Origin of the sequence: Oligoflexus tunisiensis (genome assembly GCF_001748245.1) — a bacterium.
In the GTDB taxonomy this organism is placed as follows: Bacteria; Bdellovibrionota_B; Oligoflexia; order Oligoflexales; family Oligoflexaceae; genus Oligoflexus; species Oligoflexus tunisiensis.
In genome coordinates, this window is the sequence record NZ_BDFO01000001.1 from 1,861,684 (window position 1) to 1,882,109 (window position 20,426).

A 20,426-nucleotide genomic window follows, 5' to 3' on the forward strand; every position below is an offset into this window, starting at 1 on the left:
TGGTGCCTGATACTGCGTGTGGTGCACGTCCGAACCAGCGCCCATGCCGATGGTCGGAGGCTAAGTCTCCGGCCTTTCCCAGCTTGTGATAGCATAGTGAAAATCAAAGCCCAATCGCCTCAGATTGTGATAACTGGCCGACATAAATTCCACATCCGTGAAGAGCGCCCTGACACCGAGTGCCGCTGCATCCTGGATACGCCTTTGGATAAGTGCGCTCTGCACGCCAAGTTTTCGGAAGGGTTCAAATGTAAATGCATTCGCGAGCCATGCTTGATCTCCAGCCAGGTAAAGGGTCGCTAGACCAGCCAGCTGCTCGTCGACTGAGGCCAGATAGCAAACGAAAGACGTACTTTCGTAGAAATGCTGTTTGGCCGCAACGATCTCAGGGGCAACTTCCTGCCCAATGGACGCCATAACTGCATTCAGGAACAAGGTGCCTTCGCCTGGGCCTATCTTCCGAATTGAAATTCCACTCTGCTTTTCTTCAGCAGAACACGTAAGGTTCCTTTGAAGAACGATCAACTCTCTCACTGGTACAAATTTTTCTTCCACAAGCATGGAAGACAAATCAGGACGAAGGGTATGGGGCAGGATATCGACAGACAAACTCAACTTTTGTTGGTCATGGTTTTTGATGGCGCTCAGCAAGGCAATACGATCGATAGGTTGCAGCACAATTAGGCGATTGACATAGGTGTTTTCGGGCGCTGACGGATCCATCACACGGAGGAGTCCAGACTCTTCGCGAAGGGAAGGCTCGCCTTCACTGAGGCTTCGCAGAGTTCTACGGCGATTGAAACAGGCGTACTGAGCTTCAAGGATCACAGATTTCTGGATGGTCTCGGTTTTCACTATCATCACTCCTTCCGGTTCCAACGCATTACCCTGCTAGACTATCTGAATTCAGCCGAGTCATTCAAAAAATAAATAGTGCGAAATCTATCAGTAATAGGGCATGAGCGCAATCTGGCGCTGGAAGGCCCTGGGGCACTTCAGTTTGATCACCATCCCCTCCTGCAGGGTCACTATACTTTTGTTAATAAAAACCGATATGAATAAGAATCTGAGTTATTTTTTTGGAGAAAACTGGAAAGAGGTCGCTCCAATTAAAAAGCCAACTGTCCAAATAGCTAAATGCAGCTCAAGGTGGCTTCTATACGGCATTTTTATTGCCAGCATGATGCAACCGTTGGACGCTTTTGGTTCAAAAATAGAAAGCGTTAATATTGGGCCTTCCATTCACTACTTTGAAGATCTGAGTGGCGAAAAGTCTATTGAGCAAATTGCTCGATTAGGTGATGTCGAATGGACCGCGAATGACTCCGAGGCACTTAATTTAGGTTGGAAAAAATCAATCATATGGCTGAAATTCACTTTGGACGGTCAAGGTTTTGCCGACAATGAAGGACTGCTCGAAATAGCCTATCCCTTGCTGGATAGCATATCTTTGTATATTCCCAATCCTGTCGGCGGCTTCACCGTCAAATACGGTGGCGATCGCTTGCCTTTCCATCAGCGAGAATTTGACTTTGTCAATTTTGTTTTTAAAGTACCAACTAAAGATATAGGACATCCCTTTTACCTACGAATTCAAACAGAGTCATCTGTACAGGTTCCTTTGGTTTTATGGTCTATGCAAGGATTCTCTGAACACAATTTACATAAGCGATTTATCATAGGGATCTATTATGGAATCATCCTGATTATGTGCATCTATAATGTATTCCTATATTTTTTCATCCGTGATTTCAGTTATATAGTCTATACCCTCTATATCACCGCTTACCTGTTTTTCCAGAGTTCTCTTGAAGGGTATTCATTCCAATATTTATGGCCTGATTACCCAAAATGGGCTGGAAAATCGATTCCATTATCAATATCCTGGGTATCCCTCTGGTTTCTCATGTTCACTAAAAACTTTTTAGGGATCAATAATAGAAGCTTCACAGCGTTAAATCGCTGTTGTCAATTTCTTGCAGGTATGAGCTTACTACTGGCGATCGCAGGGATTCTATTGCCGTATTCCGTGGCGACTCGAGCTGCCGCAGTCATGATCGCGCCCAACGCTCTTTTAGCTGTGATAACTGCATTGAGTTCGCTGAAAGGCGGCAAAAGAGAGGCGAAATTTTACCTGTTGGCTTTTGGCGCCTTCATCTTAGGCACAACAGTGACTTCATTCAGATCTCTGGGAATCATGCCTACAAACATGTTTACCCTCCACATCATGCAGATCGGGTCCGCTTTGGAAATCATATTATTATCCCTCGCATTGGGTGACAAGATTAGGCAGAAGCAGGTGGATTCCAACAATAAGATTGATAGTCTTCACAAGAAATTGCAAAAAGAACATGAATCCGTCCTGCAATTCAACCGGAATTTGGAAAAGCTGGTCTCGGAAAAGACCGCTAAAGTCAGAACCTTTCTCAGAAATATCAAACAGGGTCTTTTAATGATCAACCCAGATGGTTCGATCGATCCTGAGTATTCATCTCATCTATCAGACTTAATGGGAATCGACCGGGTCAATCATATTGATTTGGTCAATGTTTTATTGAAAAACAGCAATCTGAGCAAGGATGACAGGAAAATTATTGAATCCGTATTACATGCCTCCATTGGTGAAGAAGAACTGTGCTTTGAGCTCAACGCTCATGCCTTAAAAAAGGACTTTATTTACATCAAGCCGAATGGTGAGCAGCTTTCTCTGATGGCTGATTGGAATCCTGTCGTCAATCAAGACGGTATTGTTGAAAAAATCCTCGTCGCCTTAAAGGATGTGACCAAGGAAAATCAGCTGCAGAGGCAATCTGAAGCCAGAGAGCTTCTTCTTTCCCGCATTGACGCTCTTATCGATATTCCTCCTCATCATCTGGCAGACTTTTTCAATATCTTCGAACGATTTAGCGCAGAGAATAAGAGGCTCATACAGTGCAATACTATCTTCGATGAGGACATACTAAAAATCGTATTTATCAATGTGCACACTTTGAAAGGATTGGCTCGAGGTTTTCGATTCAAAGAATTGTCAGAACTCTTTCACGAAGAAGAACACTTTTATTCCAAGGTGAGAAGTGACCGAAGCTGGCCCAAAGTGGAAATGTTAAACAACATTGATAAAATAGAGAAAATCGTGGGGGAATATCAATTTGTGAATGCAGAGAAGCTTGGTCGAAAAGACAACGGCTTGGAAAAAACTTCCATTTCAAAAGATCTATTCGTAGATATTCTGCATTTTTTTGACGAACTAAAGAAACAGCCTTCGAGCAGCCAATCGCAGAAATTGACAATTCTTAGGCGTAGGTGCATCGGCGAAATCTACTATCCCCTGACTGAGCTGTTTCATGAATTCAAAAATATCATGCTAACGCTAGCGAAAGATCTTGGAAAACCAGTTCCCACCCTGGAAGTGCAGGCTTCAAACCTTTATATCAATGATGCTGGTAAGTTAGGGTTAAAGAATGTTTTCACCCATATTTTCAGAAATTCCATGGATCATGGTATCGAGACACCAGAACTTCGCAGGCAAAAAGGTAAGGATCCGGCAGGAAAAATGCGCATTACGATCACAAAGGAAACCCGCGACTATAAAATCATTTTTGACGATGATGGTCAGGGTTTGGATTTAGCGCGCCTGAAACAGATAGGGCTACAGATCAACAAGCTGGACAAGAATCATAGTGACCATGAGATTGCCATGTTAATCTTTGAATTGGGTGTGTCGACGAGCAGAAGGCTCAGTGAAGTTTCGGGACGAGGCGTTGGCATGCTCGCCATTAGAGAATATTTGGAAAATTTAGGTGGAAAGATAAACATCGCATTGGATCCGGAAGCAGCTGAAGGCCAGGATCGAGTCAAGTTCCAGTTAGAGATGACGCTGCCAGAAGAATATTTGACCATGCCCTGATATGGCTCCCGCTCGCATTCTACAACTTCTGCAGATCACTCAGCAGCTCGGGAAGCCCTTTGAAAAAGGCGTGACCATTCCCAGCAGTTTCCCGAACTTCTGCTCGAGGCAGGTCGCTCCTGTACAGTTCCAAGTGCTCATTTGGGACAATTTCGTCGTGTTGGTCGCGATAAAGGAATAGCCTCGATATGGATGCCAGTCCTGCCGAGTAATCCTGGGGCAGGATGAAGTCATCGACCTTCCAATTTTTCGTACCCCAATAGGGGACGGCTATCAGAAAAAGTGCGGAGATGGTGCGAGTGACTTTTCTCTCGGCCAGATACTTCAGAAGAACTGAGCCACCGAGCGAGTGACCCATCAGGATGACCTCGCCAGGGCAGAGTGAGAGATTTTTTTCGATTTCGTTTTTCCAGGCGGCATAGCGAGGGCTGTTCGGATCGGGCATGTCCGGTGCATGGAGCTCGAAGGTCTGATCAAGATGGTCTGCAATATAATTGATCAAACCACCGCTCCCTTCGCTCTTGGAGCCGGCACTGTGAATGAATAGCACATGCTTCTTCAATGAAGTTCCCCAAAGGATCGGCGTTTCAACCCGTACCAACTTTATTTACTGATCTCCAACGCGTCCAGGACAAAATAAGCTTCATCCTGCTCTGGCCCATAGGCTTCGACCTTCAAGCTGAGAGTCTGATCGCGAACGAGGGTCTTGAACAATCCGAAATTGGGCTTATTGACTTTGGCCAGACGCCGCGAGTTTTGGGTATCGTAGAGGCTGCTCTTGGCAGGACGACTGTGCCAGGGGCTAAAGGTGAATTCATAAGAAGTCGGCGGCGCCTCAGGTGTGAAAGAAATAGCCTGAACTTCCGTAAAATGCAGATCGCCGCTCAACAACGCGACCGGAGAACGGGCCGCCTGGAGGCTGTCCATAAATTTCCGGAAGTTCTCCGGATGATCTCTCTGGAAGGATCCCTTCGCATGGTGAAGGCCGAAAAATTGATTGCCTTCGACTATCCAGGTCGGCTTGGATGAGGCGTTCAGTTTTTCCAAAAGCCATTGCTCCTGGCTTTCACCCCAGTGCGCGTACCGCTCCATGCTTCCCTGGCGAATTCTGAAGGATCGGTTATCCATAAAGATAAAGCGCTGACCAGCCATGTCATAGCTTGTGGCCACGCCGGGGCCATGTTCGTGCACCCCAGGAATTTCCTGTCCTTGAAAGAAAGCCTGAAACGCAGCTGTCCCTTCGTTTTTATAAGGAAAGTCGGCCGCTGCGTCGTTCGAGCCGAAGTCGTGGTCGTCCCAGGTGGCCAGAGTCGGTATCAAACGTTTGAGGCGATAAAGACTCAATTTGCTCCAGGTCGAAACATAACGGGTCCAGATATCGGCTTCGGTTGGTTTGGGTCCTCCGGGGGGAAAGATCGCGAAGGTATCCACATAAATTGTGTCACCGCCCAGGATGATGAGATCAGGCTTGGAGTGACTCAACTTCGCATAGATCGCAGCCTGCGTTGCGAGGAAGGGTGGATCATCCAGCTGACAGGACGAGAAAGCAAAGGTCAGACTGTTGCTGTGAGTGTCCAGGGCTGAAAACTCGCGTTCATCCAGAAGGGTTCCGTTTTCGTCGTGCACGAGCAGTTGATAGGTTTCTTTGGGGTTAAGACCTTTGACTTTCAAGCGATCGATCGTCTGATCGGAATGAGGCCTTGAAACGGATTGAAGAAGGCTCACGGCAAGATCCTGGCCTTTCCCGGTCTTCACCGAGAAGCGATAGGACGAACCTTTGGGTAGCAGAATGTTGAATTGAGCGCTGCTGTCGTCGGTGACGGTTTGCAGCAAGGGAAACCTGCCGCCAAAGATATTCGAATCCACTTTTGTATCGCGTGCGACCTGTGAGGGCTCGGAGCTGACCAGGGTGGATTTGCAGGCCGTGAGCCCGAGATTCAATCCGGCCAAAAGCGAAACGAACAGGAACAATCCAAGTTTGCGCTGCATAGAACCCTTTCTTACAATCAGGAAGTACGAACCTGTTTGGCTTGTTTCACAAACGGCTGGTGGGATCAAGTAAAAACATCGATGGGATGATCCTGGGTCCACGCCCGCTCCAGCAGTCGCATCATATCGATTCAAAAGCTGTAAGACGAAACCAATTTCGTCAGGCTTCCGCTGGGACCATAAATATGATGGAAAAATTTTTCCCGTTTAGGAGTTTTTATGCTGAAATTATGCCTTCTGACGGCCGTTTTTGGTTTTTCATCTCTTGCATCCGCCCAGGCTATTCGCAAAGCAGATCTCGTACCCTCGCCTTTGACTTATGTAAAAATCACGCCCCTTCCTGACGGCGCCCACCAACTCACTGCGAAGCTAAAAGTGACGAACAAAGGAAACCGTACCGCCTCAGGGTACAAGCTGTCGGTCGATGCCAAGGATCATAATGATTCGACTTTTTATCATACCGGCCTCTATATAGGCAGTAAGCCTCAGGCCTACGCCTATTCCCCCACGGCTCTGGCCGCCGGCGCGTCGGAAATGCTGACCCTGAATGTTTACCTTCGAGAAAGATGGACCAGGAGACTCGTCAATCTCTACATCGATGTCGACAGCTGCGCCGGCGAAGAGTTCCAGCCAAACCATTGCCGCGTCGCTGAATCGAATGAGAAGAATAACCGGACACCGACGTTTAACGTCATCGTCGTTCCGAACTGATTTTCGGCGTTGGCCTCATTCACGGATGGCCGCTGCGGCCCGGACTGACCAGCGAAGACTTCCCGGAGAGAGTTTAAGCGGCCAGAGGAAAATTTCCGTTTATAAGCGATTCTGGCTTCGGGATGCTCGCGGAAAGCATAAACCCTTGACCAGGAGAATTCTTGAACATCAGCTCTCCGCCCGTACTCTGCACGGCATTACGGAAAGCAGCCATCCCAACCCCTCGCCCTGAGATATCGGTGACTTCGTCTGCAGTTGAAATGGAGTCCGAGAAGATGAGGCCGCACAGCTCATATTCTGAGAGTCTATCCAGTTCCTCTGCGGTGGCAACATGGTTCTCAAGAGCCTTGGCCTTGACCTTTGCGACGTTGATCCCGCGTCCATCATCCTGGATGTTGATTCTCCACTGCCTGCCTTCATCGGCAAAGCTGATCCTTATCGTGCCGCGAGCTGGCTTGCTCCCGCGTTCGGATGGAGCTTCGATGCCGTGATCAAGAGCATTGCGAACCACATGAGTAAGAGTCTGAATAACCGGCATGACGGTTTCCGGAAGCACCAAGGTATCGGCCCCTTCAAGCTGGAAATTCAAATCCTTGCCGAGGCGAGCTGCGAGTTCCAAAGCATAAGTTTCCAATGGGCCGAGGATTTGTTTGACGGGACGTTGCAAAATGCGACTGGCCCAGTTTCCAATCCACGACCGAAGGTCCTGGGGAATTTCTGGTGATTCGAATCGCCTTAGCATCTCGATAAGGTCTCTCTGCAGAATTTGATGGGTTTTTTCCGATTCCTTTTTGAAGTCGATCTGTAGCAATTCGTAATTGGAGCGCAGAAACTCCTGGATTCGCTGCTCAATCCCCTCAAGGTGCGCGATCCGGATCTCCGCCTCTTCCTCAATGCCATGAGCATAGCGTCCCACTTCATTCAGTGAAAATGCCAGGGAGTTGCCTTTGAGTGTATGGATCTCCGTACGGACCTGGGTTTGCTTGCGAGCAGAGAGTGCGATCCGGGCACTTTCGAGTCTTCCCATTGACTCGCGCACGAAATCTATGAATGCATCCTTCTGCTTAAGAATGGTGACCAGGGTGCGAGTTTTGCTATTTTCCGCCTCGGCCTGCTGCAGGCGGGTGACATCGACGATGGTGAAGAGGATAAACTGCACGTTGCCCGTCTGGGGATTGCGAACCGTGCTTCCTTCAACTGAGATGACGCTCTCGCCAATCAAGTGGCGAACAGGAATCTGTGCCAGCGATACTTTCTCGGGAAGGAAATCCTCGAATACCTGGTCGACAGCAAGCTTGAAGTTATCCGCGTCCCGGTTCGTGAGGCGCAGAAGGCTTGTCAGGTTCACGCCATGGGTTACATTGCACTGGAGCAGAATATTGCAGCTGCGGGTAAACCCCTCCTGCACATGCAACTGCTGATCAACGAGAAGAAACCCGGCCTGAACGTGGTTAAGTATGGTGCGGATCGTAGCCGTGCGCTCTTCAACTATGCGCTCCAGACTCTGATTTATGCCTTTCAATTCAATGTTCTTTTTTTCAATCGCGGCGAAGAGCTGCTTGAGCTCGCTCCTGGCGAACTCCAGGCTGCAGCCGAGTTCGGCGATTTCATCGCCGCCGTCCCATTCAAAGGTTTCCTCGAGCTCTTTCTTCGAAAGCTTCCTGGCCTGAGCCACCAACCGTTTAAGGGGCGTGAGCACTTTGAAGCGCAGAAGAGTGTAAACCATGCCGAGGCTTACGATGACCTGTGCGAGGGTTGCCAGAACTATATCAAGGAAAGCAGCGTTAAGCGCCTGATCCATCTCATGGGTCGATATATCGACTTCGACCGTTCCTATGTCCTTGTCCTCCCGCTGAATTCCGGCTTTGCGAGAGAGAATGGAGGCACCCTTGACCGCAGGATTGACGAGATCGACGAAGACAGTGTCGTCGGCAGATTTTACGACGATTCGGGTATATCTGAGATCCTTGGCGAAGGCGCTCGTTAGCTTTCCCGCACTCAGCTTGTCGAAGTTCCATACAGGCTCAGCCATGCCGATTGTCAGGAGTTCCATGGCGCGAGCGTGTTCCCCATCCAGCTGCTTTTGCAACTGATTGCGCTTCGCGTCAAGACTCTTGAGCATGTATGCACCCGAGGGTAGGATAATGCCGAGTGTTGTTCCGAATAATATGACGAGGCCTAATTTCCAACCCTTCATAATTTTCCCGCTTGGATTTATGCATCAATTCGGGGAGGGCAGCTGGCCGGTCCTTGAAGCCATGACCAAGGCCAACTGTCCTCTCCTACAGTCCAATGGAAAGAGGCGATCTGATTTCGATTTAGATGGCACTGCCGCGCTTGCTCACAGCGGCTTTCCACATCTCCATCAGTGTATTGCCGGTTCTGTCGGTGAGCGGACGCCAGAAGAAGCGGGCGTCGAAAAGTGAGTTGTCACCAGGTCTGTAGGTGGCAATCTCATCTGGCTTCATCAAGCTTTTCGCCTGGGCATTCAAGGGGAAAGCGCGCAGACGCTGCATGAAGAGATGCTGCGCTTCCTTGGTGTTGGTGAAGCTGGCGAGGAGATAGTAGGCCTGGAGTTTTTTAGGATTTGCGGCCGCTTTTTTCGAGATGGACAGGACGTCCACCCACATGGGAGAGCCAGGCTTTGGATGGGCCAGGCGCCAGTTGGAAGGAAGTTCAAAGCCCCAGCTCGCGGTATAATTGAGATTCTTCAATTGATCTGGCGTATTCCCGACGCCCTTCCAAAGGTGGGCTGCTTCCTTTGCCAGGTGGTCCAGCTTACTCTGGAGCTTGGCTTTGTTCATTTTATCGACGTCATAAGCATTTTCGATATTCTGTCCGTCAAGCGTCCACTGACTTATGTGTCCATTTACAAAGTAGGTATCTGCCGAGACACTGTATTTGCCTTTGGCCGCATCAGACCAGAGAACATCCCAGCTGGTCGGTGGAGTCTTGACCTTTTCGCTGTTGTAATAAAGTCCGTACAAACCTGCCATGAATACGACGCCATAGCTCTTGCCTTTGTCGTCGTGGTGAAACTTTGATTTTCTCAAACTTTCGGGTATGACCTCATAGCCTTCGACCTTGCTCTCATCGATAGGCGCGATCAGATTCATCAATTTGCCTTGCCGGGCGTGGATAAATGATTCGGTGGGTGTTATGACATCGATCTCTTCTTTTCGCAGGTTTTCGAACAGGACCTGCTCGTCGCTAATATCCGGCTTGACGACGATCAACTCAACGTCGAGACCCTTCTTCTTGGCAAAAGCCTCAAATTCCTTCTTGTGCATGGAAACGTAAGTCGGCCATTCATTGATTCTGAGCTGAACCTTTTCCGCAAAAGCCTCGGATCCATTGGTGAGACCCAGGAAGGCTGCGGTTACTGCGCAGCCCTTCAAAAATAAACTCCTGAACTTAAAATTCTGCATGCTGACTCCCGGCGATGGTAAGAGTATTTGATCCTATATTAGCAAACCGGGCTGGTAACTTTAAGGGATAGGTAAAGTCACCTAATGGCCGTGTGTTCTGGGTCCAAGCGTTCCGCACGTTCATCGGAGCCCGCTCGCCGATTGTTGCAGATGCCAGACAATCTTTCGCCTTTGAGGCTAGGGTTTGGGATCAAGATGAGAAGGTTTTAGTAGTTTCTTGTGTCTTTGAGGTCTGCGCAGACGCCTGATTTCGAATCAGGTGAGGAAGTGTGTCTAGGTCACAATAGCATCGTTGCGGCTGCTCCAGCAAGCATCGACCGACAGCTCTATTCATTGAATTTTATTAAATTTTCTCATTGTCTATCAATGTATAAAGTGATACTTTAAATTTGCATGAATATTTAAAGTGCTGCTTTATGTGATGGTATTATGCTAAAAAGACTAATAAAAATTGATGCGAGCAAGACAGAAACTTTTTTCTTGTGGGGGCCACGGCAGGTAGGGAAATCAACCCTGCTAGGGCAGCTTTATCCTGATGCTTACTCTGTCGACCTTTTGCGAGCAGAGAGCTTCATTCGTTACAGCAGTCGACCGCAGCTTCTGCGGGAAGAACTTCAAGCTCTGCCCAATAAGCCAAATAGAATAGTAATCGATGAAATTCAGAAAATACCGCTTTTGTTGGATGAGATTCACTCTCTCATCGAGAGTCATCAGTATAGTTTCGCCTTGTGTGGATCGAGCGCACGTAAGCTGAAAAGAGGGCATGCCAATCTTCTTGGAGGTCGGGCTTTAAGATTCGAATTGACCGGATTCTCGGCGGCTGAATGTGGAGCTGACTGGGATCTTGTTACTATGCTCAATACAGGGTACATGCCGCGGCATTATCTGAATCCGGACCGAAGTGAGTCTTATCTTCGATCCTACGTCTATGACTACTTGAAAGAGGAGATCGCTGCCGAAGGCATAGTTCGAAACCTGCCGGTGTTCTCGGAATTCCTTCGCATAGCGGCGCTAAGTGATACCGAAGTGCTGAACTATTCAACAATTGCGCGAGATGTTGGCGTTTCGAGCCCGACCATTAAAGAATACTTCACGATTCTCGTCGATACTTTGCTTGGCAAGGAGCTGCCAGCTTTTACCAAACGTCCTAAAAGGCGAACGAAGCAGGCGCCCAAGTTCTATTTCGATGATGTTGGCGTTGTGAATCAACTGGCGAAAAGAAAACAATTGGAGCCAAAGCAGATGGCATTCGGGAAAGCCTTTGAAAATTGGGTGTTCCACGAAATTCATGCATACAGTCGCTACTCGGGTGCATGGCATGATTTGTCTTATTGGCATTTGTCAAGCGGCATCGAGGTGGATTTTATAGTCGGTGACTTGGAACTGGCAGTTGAAGCTAAAAGCAGCTCCAGGATTCACGGAGACCATCTCAAAGGCCTTAGGGAACTGAAAAAGGAGTACCCAGAGCTCAAGAAGTCTTGCATTGTCTGTCTTGAAGAAAAAGCCAGGATCACCGAGGATGGAATTCTCATACTGCCATACAAGGAGTTCGTTGAAAGACTGTGGGGAAACAATCTGATTTAGGGGAACGGAGAGAGAGGGATTCGAACCCTCGGTCCACTTGCGCAGACGCCTGATTTCGAATCAGGTACATTCAGCCACTCTGCCACCTCTCCATAAACGATCGAGGAATCGTTTGAGGGCCAGATCCTAACTGAATCAAAATCACCGTTCCACTGTTTTTTCACCTTCTTGCCGGAAATTTTACGGCCGGAGTGGCGGTGTGTTATCTTCTGGCAGCTTGACGTAAGGCGGGGTCCCAGGTTAGTACCGGGTTGACGGTCGCTTGTGGCCGGGAAGGCGGATGAGGGCATGGGCAAGAGCGAGAGTTTTAAGGATCTTTGTGTCAAAACGTTGAAGGAATCCGGGGCACGGCTCACCAAGCCGCGGATGGCGCTCATTGAATGCCTGGCCCATTCCAAGGTGCCGCTTTCGCCCAAGGTTATTCTGCAGAAGACGGCGGAGCAGCTGGATGGGCAGGAGTCGGTGGATGCGGTGACCGTTTATAGGATTCTGGATCGGTTTTCGGAACTGGGGCTCGTGCATCAGGTGGCGCCGAACGGGGATTATATTGCCTGTACGCATCTGGCCTGTGAAGCCAGCACCCATATCATGACCCACTGCACGGAATGTGATGCCGCCAGCGAAATTCATGTGCCCGAGGAAGTGCTCGCGCCCATGCTCTGGTATCTGAAAAGCCAGAATCAGTTTGAACCGAAGAAACATCTCTTTCAATTGGATGGCATCTGCGCGCGCTGCCAGGGTCGCACTAAAACATAAAACGTCGCGTGCGGCGGTCGCCGGCGATCACAAAGTCATAGTAGAGTTTATAGGTGAACACCAGCTCCTCCTCCGGAAAATCCCGAGGCAGAGGCGGGTAGGGGGCCGCGAGGTTGAGGACGCGTTCCCAGAATTCATCGACATCCTTGTCACCGGATGACTGCACGAGTTTGGTTTCGATAAGAAGCCCACTGCGGGCGACCGTAAGTTGAATCACACTCGTACCCTGCAGATGCGCCTTGCCGATGTTTTCCACTTTTTCCCGGATATAATCCTTATCCTGCAGCGTAGGGCCGATATCATAGTAGGCCAGGTCCACCTGCTTGCGCACCGATGTGAAATAGCCGATGAATCGATACTCCGTGGTGTTCACATCGAGGACCGGACCCACCGGCATTTTTTTGTCGATATAATCATTGTGCCCCGTGTTCATGACATCGATCTGCTTGGGCAAAAATTCCTTGTAGTCCTTGCCGGCGGGAACCTTCACCTTGCCGCCCGGAGCCTCCTCCACCTTTAAACGCAAAGGCCCATTCTGCAATGGAGTCGGATCTGCCGCCTTCGCACTCGGGCGCGGCTGGGTCTTCATTTCCTGTGCGGTTTTGTGATCCTGCGCACCCAGATAGGCCGAATCAGTTGGAGCCTCTGTCTCAGGCAGCGGCGCTTCGATGATGGTTTTTTCCTCGGGAGTTTTTTCCGCAAGGTCCTTTTTATCCGACTTTTCCTTATCCGCCTGACGTGGCACTTCCTTGATCTCCAGGCGCACCGGCACCTTGGCGACGCTTTTCGGGGTCCGATCCGGGGCGGGCAAAAAGGACAGGATGAGCAAAATCAGCGCATGAACGAGCAACGAAAGAGTGAGCGGCAGCAGGATCAGACGCCGACCGCGCTGATAAAGACTGTCAAGCTTGACTGGTGTTGCGTTGTGTTCCATGCCCTGTCTCTCTGCGATCATGACCCGACACTAACATCCTTTTCCCTGGACCGACAACCGGGGAGTGGGTCCTGGCCTGGGGTGTCAAGGAGTTGAACATGGCATCGTTCAAGCACTCGACAGGCCAAAACAATTTCTCCTTCAATTCGAGTCAAGTACGCTCTGGGAAATTGTGGAAATCTCCTTGCATCTCGCCGCGAGGTGATGATCCGGAAAATGAACTGGAGGTATTTTAGATGAAGATGAAGTTGATGCTCTCTGCGGTCATGGTTTTGGGTTTTCTCGGCAACGCTTGTACAGATGATGAAAAGAAGATCGAAGAAGTGGTAACCGCCGAGAAGAAAACCGATGAACACAAATTCTCTGTCGACAAGGACGGGAAGTTGGAATTCAAAGCTGAGATCGTATACTTTGCCTTTGATGATGCGACTCTGACTGCTGAAGGCATGGCCCGTCTCGACGCCATCGCCGCTCACATGAAAAACACTAAGGAAAAATTGAAAGTCGAAGGTCACTGTGATGACCGCGGCTCGGTGGAATACAACCTCGCCTTGGGCCAGCGCCGCGCGGAATCCGTGCGCAAGTATCTTGAGACTGTTGGCATCGGTGCAGACCGTTTGCAGGCTGTGAGCTTTGGTTCAGAGAAACCAGCGGTTCCAGGCAAAGGCGAAGAAGCCTGGGCCAAGAATCGTCGCGCTGAATTCGCTTTCGCGCAATAAATAAATCTGATTCCTGGCAGGTTGGAGCTATCGGCTCCAACCACTCCTTTCGCTCCTGACTCCTTACGCTCCCTGCCCATACTCCCGACTAAGCTGCATCATAAAGCGATTCTTGTGCTCGGCCTGAAAAATCTCCAGGGACCACTTGGAAGGACTCAGACGCGTGCAGATGCGCGGCACAAAAAGGGTGTAGGTGATGCCCTGAAACTTCACGCCCACCTGTTTGTACTCGTTGCCTTCATAAGCCACGAGCTTTTCCCAGCAGTCCAGGGGCAAATTCTGATACAACTGAATAGGGAGCAAAGCCTGCGGTTCACGCTTCAGGCCGGGATAGACAGCGCCTTCGACGTAATAACAGGACCAATGAGGCAAATGCACCGTACCGCGTGCCCAGGGGGCCGGATCACGGCCTAAAACTGTCCGGATAATATCGGGATCCCTCAGGGTTCCGTAAACCGCCAGATGAGGCATGGCCTGCTCCTTATTTTTTCTTTGGATGGATGATTTAGGTCAGTCCGCCGAAAAAAGCAAGAATTTGCTGATGCGTCTGTGGCTGCTAAAATGTTGGAAACCACGGCCAGCGGAAGGAAGCAACGGTGGACGATAACTCCTTGATTCAGGTGCAATTTATGGACCTCTGGACGAGCTGCCAGAGCCTTTTGGAAACCCTGTCCCTGGTTGATGTTCAACAATTTTTAACCAGGGTCGCCGCGCAGGCCGCAAGCTGGAACCTGGACGCTGACAAAGCCTCTTGCGAGGCGGACAGACTGCGGCTCCTGCTCCTGGTCGCCCGGGAGCTGCATCCCCTGCCGGCACGCCTGGATCGGCAGCTGGCGGCCCTGCCGGGCTCGAACGAGCTGGCCAGGGCTCTGCATGAAGCCGCCCAGATCATGCCGCACAAGCTGGTGGAAACTCACTGGGAGCTCGTCAGGAAAGCCGCCGCGCGCTATCACATCCCCAGCAAGGTCGAGAATGAAGCGGAATTTCAGGAGCTGCAGAGCGTCGGGCGTGAGGCCCTGTTTCGGGCGGCACAGAAATATTATAAAAAGCCCCGCGGGTCCTTTAAAGGCTTTGCCTGGCCTTTGATCCGGGAAAGCATGCGCGAGGAACAGGCGCGGCGGCATCCGGTGCCCTTCAAAATTCGGAAAAAGCTCGCGGCTCTCGGAGCCCTGCGTGAGGAGGCCCACCTGCGGGAACTCACCTTCTCCAAGGAGGAGATACGCACGCGGCTGAAGTTGAGTCCTGAGGAGTTCCATGAACTCCTGCAGATCGAAGCGGTCTGGGGCAACGGACTGGAGTTTGAAACGGACGTGGAGCTGGAGGATATCGAAGCCCCGGACCAAAGGCTGGATCAGTTGTCGATGCTGCTTGAGATCGAAGATCAAAGACGTCTCGATCACGCCATGGATCGCATGATTGATCCCGAGAAGACCCTGATCGCCCGTCTGTATTTTGAGGAGAAGACCCTGCGCGAAGTCGCTGAGGAAATGCAGCTCAGTCTGCCATCCTTCAAGAAACTGCACAAAAAAGCGCTGGGAGAGATGAAACGCCTACTCAATCGTGGGTAGGGCGTCCCGCACATTGATTTGCGAAGGGAACCCACCAACATGTTGGTGGGTGTTGGTCACCAGGCTTTAGGCTCCTTTCATGACGAAAGGCTTGCACACCACCCGAAAACCAAACTCCCTGGTTTGTGTTTGTCGGTTCGCCTGCAACAATCAATGCTTGGACGCGGGACACCCCAAATCAGTATAACCCAATGGTCAGAGTCTGGTCACTGTCGGTCAATCAAGCGGGTCTTGTCGCCTTCCCGTCCCCAGCAACGTGTGGGTCGTATTCTGGCAATTACTCCTGAATAATCATGATGTTACAATTGAAAATGGCGGTGCGGAGTTGAAGGAGGCAGGCGCTGCGATGCCGCCCATTTCCGGATTTTTCCAGTATTCTGCATCTGGCACATGATTTGTAATAAGCGATTTTGTTGAGTCTCACTGCGGAACTGAGGTTGTCATGAATTTCCTGCGGAATCCCAATCGAACCTTCACTTTGCTCGCATCTTCTTCCTGCCATCTGCCTTTTGTAGGGTCCATCACACCAGAGATTTTCGGTGACGAGAATTCACGTCAAATCCAGCATGAAGTTCATGCTAACCTCCCCGCTGTGTCCTTCACTGATTGTCTGTACGTTGCCTGGAATCAAGGCTGGGTCATCGGAATATCCGCGCTGAATATAGCGCTGTATTGCTGGAGATCCTTCGTATATTGAACAAAGACCTTGCGCTCTCCACCGGGCGGAAATTTGAGGTCGACGGACGACTGATATTCCTGCCAGGTGGCTCCCGCAAAATCCGCCGTCTCGCTGATCCGGAATTTATTCATACCCGCAGGACGAACCAAAAATACAGTCACAATATTTTCGTCATTGGGCAGCAGGCCATCACCTTTGTAATGAATGCCCGTGGCCAAGGCCTGGTCCTGAGGCAGGAGCGTGACCGCTGGAAGTTCGAGCGTGTCCTGATCGGTCCAGCTGCGGCTCTCATAGGCGGCATCAATGTAACCCTGATTGGAAGCCACGATCGCATGCGATCCCAGTGGCACCGGACTCAGGGTGAAAGTTCCATCCGCTTCGGTTTGGGTTTTGATACGCGTTCCGGGAATCTGCACCGTGATGGCGCCGTGCGTCACGCCATCGAGCAAACGCACCGCGCCCTTGATGGCCAAGGCTGGCTGAAGTTCAATCGGTTCCCGCAGTATGGTATCCTCACCAGCCCTGACCGTCACACCGCTAATGCGAATGCCAACGTTGGTGCCATTGGACTGGCTGGTATCATCGCCTGCTCGCTGTCCTTCGACGATGAAATCATAGCGCCCCGGTTTGAGGCTGAAGAACGCAAAATGCTCGGCATCGATGGCCTTGAAACCATGCTGATCCACAGCGCCCACGACATAGCCGGTAATGTTTTTCAGTCCGGCAGGATTTCTGAAGCTGAGAATAATGCGCGTTCCCGCTGCATCCGTAGGGTTGCCGACAACAGGCTTGGCGTCCTCGCTTTGTCTGGGCGGGTCCGCTTTGGGGGTCTCGCCACCGGATTTCCCAGGATTGGAACAGGCTGCGCTTGCACAAATCCAGGCAGCCAGACCGAAGCTCTGTTTCATACGGTGAAGGTAATGTTTCATGGTTGCAACCCCCTTAATTTACCTTTTCGGCAGTTTCCCGGCCGAGATATAAAGGAAATAATAAAACCTAATCAATTCAAAAGCCTGCAGTGCAAAGTCGACCCTCCCGAGAGCACGAACGCGTTGCCATACCGATCCGGATCGGCGGATCTTTTCTTAGCCTCCGGCCCGGAAAATAGCCAGAAGAACATGCTGAATCAGGCGTTCCTGTTCTTACAAACACAGTAATTGTTTCCGGCGGCGCTGCTAACAGACTGTAACCTGGGTTAAATTAAAAAGCTGTTGGCAAAACGTTAAGGCGCAGAAAGCCGATACCGTTAAGATTATTGACGAAGCAGCGTTGGCCAAGTGAAGGGTAGGGTATGATCATAAACATTGAAAAATATCGTTTGAAACGGCAGGAGGAACAGGCCTTACGCCACGAATTGGTGGAGCAAATCAAGCTCTGCCATCAAAGCAAGCCTGAATCGGAACGCGCCGACACTTTTTATTTCGAACACATCCGCACCCACTTTTCCATCGAGATGCTCCAGGACATTCTGCGTCGCTTGCAACAAAAAGCCAGCAACGAATAATTTCCCCGCCTTAAGACACTCACTTCGCATGGACAAAGTACCCAGGAATCCCTTAGTCTAGGGGCTTTCTTTGCGTCCACTTTGATCAGGCACGATAATCCAATGGACTGGGACTTGATTCAGAAAATGCGCCAAGGCTTCCTCGACACCGACGGCCATTTGCCGGATTACTGGCATGATGAGCGCTGGCTCAGCGCCTATGATCAAACGCTGGCCCAAAGGATTCGCTGGAAATGGCAGGCCGTCCTGCAGGTCCTGGCGGAATCCCTGGCCGGCGTCCATGGCATCAGCCGCATTGTGGACTGGGGCTGCGGCACCGGCATGGCCACGCGCTGTTTTCTGGAGCTGGGAGGGAGGCCCGCACCGCAGGTGACCCTCCATGATCGCTCGCCGGGAGCCATGCGCTTTGCGGCTCAGCAGATTCAAAGGGAATTTCCTGGCACTCGCGTGGAGTTGATGAAGAAACTTCAGGTTCCGGTTGAGCCCTTTGTGCTGCTGGCCAGTCATGTCCTCTCTGAACTGGATGATCACAGTTACGGCGAACTCAAGAAACTGGCCGCGGCTGCGGCTTTGGTGATCTGGGTTGAACCCGGGCGGACATTGGAAAGCCGGCGGCTCAGCGCGGTGCGGGATGAGCTGCGGACTGTTCATCACATACTCGGACCCTGCCGTCACGATTTGCCCTGTGGTGCCCTCAAGGACGGCCGTGAAAAGGATTGGTGCCATTTTTTTGCCCCCGTGCCGCGCGAAGTCCATCAGTCCGCTTTCTGGCGGGAATTCAGCACGCGCATGAAGATCGATCTGCGAAGTCTTCCCGTCGCGTGGCTGGCCACGGTGCGTCCCCAATATCGCGCCGGAATCCAGGAATTTTCGGATGAGGCTTTGATCCTCGGCCGCCCGCGCGCGTTCAAAGGCTACTGCCGCTGGCTTGCCTGCACGAAGGAAGGGCTTTGCTCCGGTGATTTTCAGAAGAAACATGACAGGACGATTGATGAGGCTCTGCGTGAGCCCGAATTCATGACGATCCTGCCCCGCACTCAGCTGATAAGGAAGGATGATGCATCCCTATAAGGCCGTATTTATCGATCTGGATGGAACCCTGCTCAACCGTCAGGCGCAGGTTTCTCCGCGCAATGCCGCCTGCCTCAAAAAACTGGTGGCTCAGGGCATCCATGTGGTGATTGCCACCGGACGCCCGGTGGAATCAATCCGTCAGCTGGTGGGCTCGATTCAAAGCCCGGCGCCTGTCATTTCCCTTTCCGGCAGCATGGTGCATAAGAGCCTTTATGGTGAGCCTCTGGCGGCACAGATTATTCCCTTTGAAACCATGCATCGTCTTTTGGAAGTGTGCCGAGGTCTCGGCGGGGTCAGAAATATTCTGCTGGATGAAGCCGAAGGTTTTTATGCGCTGCAGGATGATCCCGTGATTGATGAATTCATCGGCATGTATGGAAAAAAGCCGATGCCGTTCACCTATGATTCGGTGCCGCAGGGGCCGGTGCTGTCCATCCTTGTGCACGCGCGCGAGGATCGTCGGGTGATCTATCAAACCCTGCAGGAGCAGTTTGGTGAACTCGTGCACTTCACCTATTTCCGGGAATATCCCTGGATCGAACTCAGCGCCTTTGAATCCAACAAAGGCCAGGCCATGACTGTGGTGTGTCAGCACCTCGGCATTTCCCTGGATGAGGTCATTGCCATCGGCGATGGTGCCAATGATCTGGAAATGATTGCGGCGGCCGGGCTGGGTATTGCGATGGAAAATGGTGATGATGAAGTGAAGGCGGTGGCGGATCGCCTGGCCCCCCATCACAATCTGGATGGGGTGGCGGCTGTCCTGGAAGAAATCTTCCGGCTTTAATTTTTTGTTGGAGTGGATTCCGGTTTGCTGGCGGTTTTGAGGCGGTGCTTTTTCATGATGGCATCCATCTCAGCCATCAGCTTCGGCTGCGCCTCCTGATTGATCTGCTGCACCAGCTGCATGGTCTTTTGCATCACCTCAGGCTGTTTTTTCAGCATCGCCGCGCCAACGTCGGAGCGGTAAAACTCAGACAGATCGTTCAGTTCCTGAGCTGAAAACACATCGGTATAGACCTTGGTGAAGACCTTTTCCATCTTATCCCAGCCATAGATCTTGCTGATCGCCTGGTTCAAGGCCTCCTGACCTTCAGGGGTCAGTTCCTTGCTTACCATCTGCGACGAGGCCTGGAAGGCCTGCTGGATCATGTCCTTGGTGCGCGTCACTTCCAAAAGGTCAGCGGCCAGCTTTTCGCGGTACTCCGGGGTATCGTCGTCCGGATGCACATTCTCGTGGGTTGGGGCGGCCAGTTTGCGCTCGAGTTCGCTAATTTTGGCTGTTTTTTCAGCAAGTTGTGCCTGCAAGGCTGCCACATCGGATGTGTCCTGCGTCGCGACGGGGGCGGGCGCTGGTTCCTTTGTTGATGTTGTGTCTTCAGTTGCGGCAGGCTGTGTTATGGTGACTGGAGCTGGGGTCTCTGTCAGCTTGTCGGCTGTTACGGCCATTAAAGCTGCAACAGCATAACCGGCGGCGAAACTGAACAACAGAGCCAGGTTGCGGAATAATGCGGATTTGCGATTCATGCTCAACCTCATGGCAGGACTGACGGAGGATGCCGTCGGACCTGTT

18 protein-coding genes and 1 tRNA gene are annotated in these 20,426 nt (G+C 51.1%); 9 read left to right on the forward strand and 10 right to left on the reverse strand.

What is annotated here, in order from left to right; all coding sequences use genetic code 11:
• Positions 1-60 precede the first annotated feature (60 nt).
• The gene (locus tag OLTU_RS08065) at positions 61-855 is read right to left on the reverse strand and encodes a GNAT family N-acetyltransferase (protein WP_141732244.1); all 795 of its coding nucleotides are present in this window, start codon (positions 853-855) and stop codon (positions 61-63) included.
• 103 nt (positions 856-958) lie between these two features.
• Between OLTU_RS08065 and OLTU_RS08070 the strand changes: the two genes are divergently transcribed.
• On the forward strand, positions 959-3,907 hold the full coding sequence (locus OLTU_RS08070; RefSeq protein WP_141732245.1) for a 7TM diverse intracellular signaling domain-containing protein: 2,949 nt from the start codon (positions 959-961) through the stop codon (positions 3,905-3,907).
• A gap of 19 nt (positions 3,908-3,926) precedes the next feature.
• Here the strand turns inward: OLTU_RS08070 and OLTU_RS08075 are convergent, their stop codons facing one another.
• Positions 3,927-4,457, reverse strand: a complete 531-nt coding sequence (locus OLTU_RS08075; protein WP_369696375.1) for an alpha/beta fold hydrolase — start codon at positions 4,455-4,457, stop codon at positions 3,927-3,929.
• 53 nt (positions 4,458-4,510) lie between these two features.
• On the reverse strand, positions 4,511-5,896 hold the full coding sequence (locus OLTU_RS08080) for an alkaline phosphatase D family protein (RefSeq protein ID WP_141732247.1): 1,386 nt from the start codon (positions 5,894-5,896) through the stop codon (positions 4,511-4,513).
• Positions 5,897-6,115: 219 nt separating this feature from the next.
• Here OLTU_RS08080 and OLTU_RS08085 point away from each other — a divergent pair, with 219 nt between their 5' ends.
• Entirely contained in the window at positions 6,116-6,607 is a 492-nt protein-coding gene (locus OLTU_RS08085) for a hypothetical protein (RefSeq protein ID WP_141732248.1), read from the forward strand.
• A gap of 73 nt (positions 6,608-6,680) precedes the next feature.
• Here OLTU_RS08085 and OLTU_RS08090 read toward each other — a convergent pair whose 3' ends face one another.
• Both OLTU_RS08090 and OLTU_RS08095 read right to left on the reverse strand, forming a co-directional pair.
• Positions 6,681-8,729 (reverse strand): ATP-binding protein, encoded by a 2,049-nt coding sequence (locus OLTU_RS08090; protein ID WP_176736433.1) that lies wholly within the window; start codon positions 8,727-8,729, stop codon positions 6,681-6,683.
• Between the two features lie 196 nt (positions 8,730-8,925).
• Complete coding sequence (locus OLTU_RS08095) at positions 8,926-10,035, reverse strand: ABC transporter substrate-binding protein (protein ID WP_141732250.1); 1,110 nt, start codon at positions 10,033-10,035, stop codon at positions 8,926-8,928.
• Between the two features lie 429 nt (positions 10,036-10,464).
• Here OLTU_RS08095 and OLTU_RS08100 point away from each other — a divergent pair, with 429 nt between their 5' ends.
• On the forward strand, positions 10,465-11,619 hold the full coding sequence (locus tag OLTU_RS08100) for an ATP-binding protein (protein WP_141732251.1): 1,155 nt from the start codon (positions 10,465-10,467) through the stop codon (positions 11,617-11,619).
• Positions 11,620-11,624: 5 nt separating this feature from the next.
• Here OLTU_RS08100 and OLTU_RS08105 read toward each other — a convergent pair.
• Positions 11,625-11,711 (reverse strand) — tRNA-Ser (locus OLTU_RS08105).
• Between the two features lie 196 nt (positions 11,712-11,907).
• On the opposite strand from OLTU_RS08105, the gene OLTU_RS08110 reads away from it, so the two are divergent.
• Positions 11,908-12,375, forward strand: a complete 468-nt coding sequence (locus OLTU_RS08110; RefSeq protein ID WP_141732252.1) for a Fur family transcriptional regulator — start codon at positions 11,908-11,910, stop codon at positions 12,373-12,375.
• Here the strand turns inward: OLTU_RS08110 and OLTU_RS08115 are convergent.
• Complete coding sequence (locus OLTU_RS08115; protein WP_141732253.1) at positions 12,365-13,330, reverse strand: energy transducer TonB; 966 nt, start codon at positions 13,328-13,330, stop codon at positions 12,365-12,367. The two genes, OLTU_RS08110 and OLTU_RS08115, sit on opposite strands and share 11 nt — an antisense overlap.
• 215 nt (positions 13,331-13,545) lie before the next feature.
• Here OLTU_RS08115 and OLTU_RS08120 point away from each other — a divergent pair, with 215 nt between their 5' ends.
• Positions 13,546-14,028, forward strand: a complete 483-nt coding sequence (locus OLTU_RS08120) for an OmpA family protein (RefSeq protein WP_141732254.1) — start codon at positions 13,546-13,548, stop codon at positions 14,026-14,028.
• A 63-nt stretch (positions 14,029-14,091) separates the two neighbouring features.
• On the opposite strand, the gene OLTU_RS08125 is transcribed toward OLTU_RS08120, so the two are convergent.
• Positions 14,092-14,499 carry a gamma-glutamylcyclotransferase family protein gene (locus OLTU_RS08125; RefSeq protein WP_141732255.1) on the reverse strand — a complete coding sequence of 136 codons (408 nt, stop codon included), beginning with the start codon at positions 14,497-14,499 and terminating at the stop codon, positions 14,092-14,094.
• Between the two features lie 125 nt (positions 14,500-14,624).
• Between OLTU_RS08125 and OLTU_RS08130 the strand changes: the two genes are divergently transcribed.
• The gene (locus OLTU_RS08130) at positions 14,625-15,596 is read left to right on the forward strand and encodes a sigma-70 family RNA polymerase sigma factor (RefSeq protein WP_141732256.1); all 972 of its coding nucleotides are present in this window, start codon (positions 14,625-14,627) and stop codon (positions 15,594-15,596) included.
• Positions 15,597-16,223: 627 nt separating this feature from the next.
• Here the strand turns inward: OLTU_RS08130 and OLTU_RS08135 are convergent.
• Entirely contained in the window at positions 16,224-17,204 is a 981-nt protein-coding gene (locus OLTU_RS08135) for a peptidase associated/transthyretin-like domain-containing protein (RefSeq protein WP_141732257.1), read from the reverse strand.
• A 362-nt stretch (positions 17,205-17,566) separates the two neighbouring features.
• Here OLTU_RS08135 and OLTU_RS08140 point away from each other — a divergent pair, with 362 nt between their 5' ends.
• The 3 genes from OLTU_RS08140 (at position 17,567) to OLTU_RS08150 (ending at position 19,640) form a co-directional block, all read left to right on the forward strand.
• Positions 17,567-17,779, forward strand: a complete 213-nt coding sequence (locus OLTU_RS08140) for a hypothetical protein (protein ID WP_141732258.1) — start codon at positions 17,567-17,569, stop codon at positions 17,777-17,779.
• 114 nt (positions 17,780-17,893) lie between these two features.
• Positions 17,894-18,850, forward strand: coding sequence for a small ribosomal subunit Rsm22 family protein (locus OLTU_RS08145; RefSeq protein ID WP_218109916.1), 957 nt, complete (start codon positions 17,894-17,896; stop codon positions 18,848-18,850).
• On the forward strand, positions 18,837-19,640 hold the full coding sequence (locus OLTU_RS08150; RefSeq protein ID WP_176736434.1) for a Cof-type HAD-IIB family hydrolase: 804 nt from the start codon (positions 18,837-18,839) through the stop codon (positions 19,638-19,640). The genes OLTU_RS08145 and OLTU_RS08150 overlap by 14 nt, the downstream gene beginning before the upstream one ends.
• Here OLTU_RS08150 and OLTU_RS08155 read toward each other — a convergent pair.
• Positions 19,637-20,380, reverse strand: a complete 744-nt coding sequence (locus tag OLTU_RS08155) for a DUF2059 domain-containing protein (RefSeq protein WP_176736435.1) — start codon at positions 20,378-20,380, stop codon at positions 19,637-19,639. The two genes, OLTU_RS08150 and OLTU_RS08155, sit on opposite strands and share 4 nt — an antisense overlap.
• Positions 20,381-20,426: the final 46 nt, after the last annotated feature.

Excerpts from the sequence above, each read along its gene's own strand:
- OLTU_RS08070 (WP_141732245.1), top strand. The coding sequence starts at position 959 with ATGAGCGCAATCTGGCGCTGGAAGGCCCTGGGGCACTTCAGTTTGATC.
- OLTU_RS08080 (WP_141732247.1), bottom strand. The coding sequence starts at position 5,896 with ATGCAGCGCAAACTTGGATTGTTCCTGTTCGTTTCGCTTTTGGCCGGA.
- OLTU_RS08085 (WP_141732248.1), top strand. The coding sequence starts at position 6,116 with ATGCTGAAATTATGCCTTCTGACGGCCGTTTTTGGTTTTTCATCTCTT.
- OLTU_RS08090 (WP_176736433.1), bottom strand. The coding sequence starts at position 8,729 with ATGCTCAAGAGTCTTGACGCGAAGCGCAATCAGTTGCAAAAGCAGCTG.
- OLTU_RS08095 (WP_141732250.1), bottom strand. The coding sequence starts at position 10,035 with ATGCAGAATTTTAAGTTCAGGAGTTTATTTTTGAAGGGCTGCGCAGTA.
- OLTU_RS08100 (WP_141732251.1), top strand. The coding sequence starts at position 10,465 with ATGCTAAAAAGACTAATAAAAATTGATGCGAGCAAGACAGAAACTTTT.
- OLTU_RS08110 (WP_141732252.1), top strand. The coding sequence starts at position 11,908 with ATGGGCAAGAGCGAGAGTTTTAAGGATCTTTGTGTCAAAACGTTGAAG.
- OLTU_RS08115 (WP_141732253.1), bottom strand. The coding sequence starts at position 13,330 with ATGATCGCAGAGAGACAGGGCATGGAACACAACGCAACACCAGTCAAG.
- OLTU_RS08120 (WP_141732254.1), top strand. The coding sequence starts at position 13,546 with ATGAAGATGAAGTTGATGCTCTCTGCGGTCATGGTTTTGGGTTTTCTC.
- OLTU_RS08125 (WP_141732255.1), bottom strand. The coding sequence starts at position 14,499 with ATGCCTCATCTGGCGGTTTACGGAACCCTGAGGGATCCCGATATTATC.
- OLTU_RS08135 (WP_141732257.1), bottom strand. The coding sequence starts at position 17,204 with ATGAAACATTACCTTCACCGTATGAAACAGAGCTTCGGTCTGGCTGCC.
- OLTU_RS08140 (WP_141732258.1), top strand. The coding sequence starts at position 17,567 with ATGATCATAAACATTGAAAAATATCGTTTGAAACGGCAGGAGGAACAG.
- OLTU_RS08150 (WP_176736434.1), top strand. The coding sequence starts at position 18,837 with ATGCATCCCTATAAGGCCGTATTTATCGATCTGGATGGAACCCTGCTC.
- OLTU_RS08155 (WP_176736435.1), bottom strand. The coding sequence starts at position 20,380 with ATGAATCGCAAATCCGCATTATTCCGCAACCTGGCTCTGTTGTTCAGT.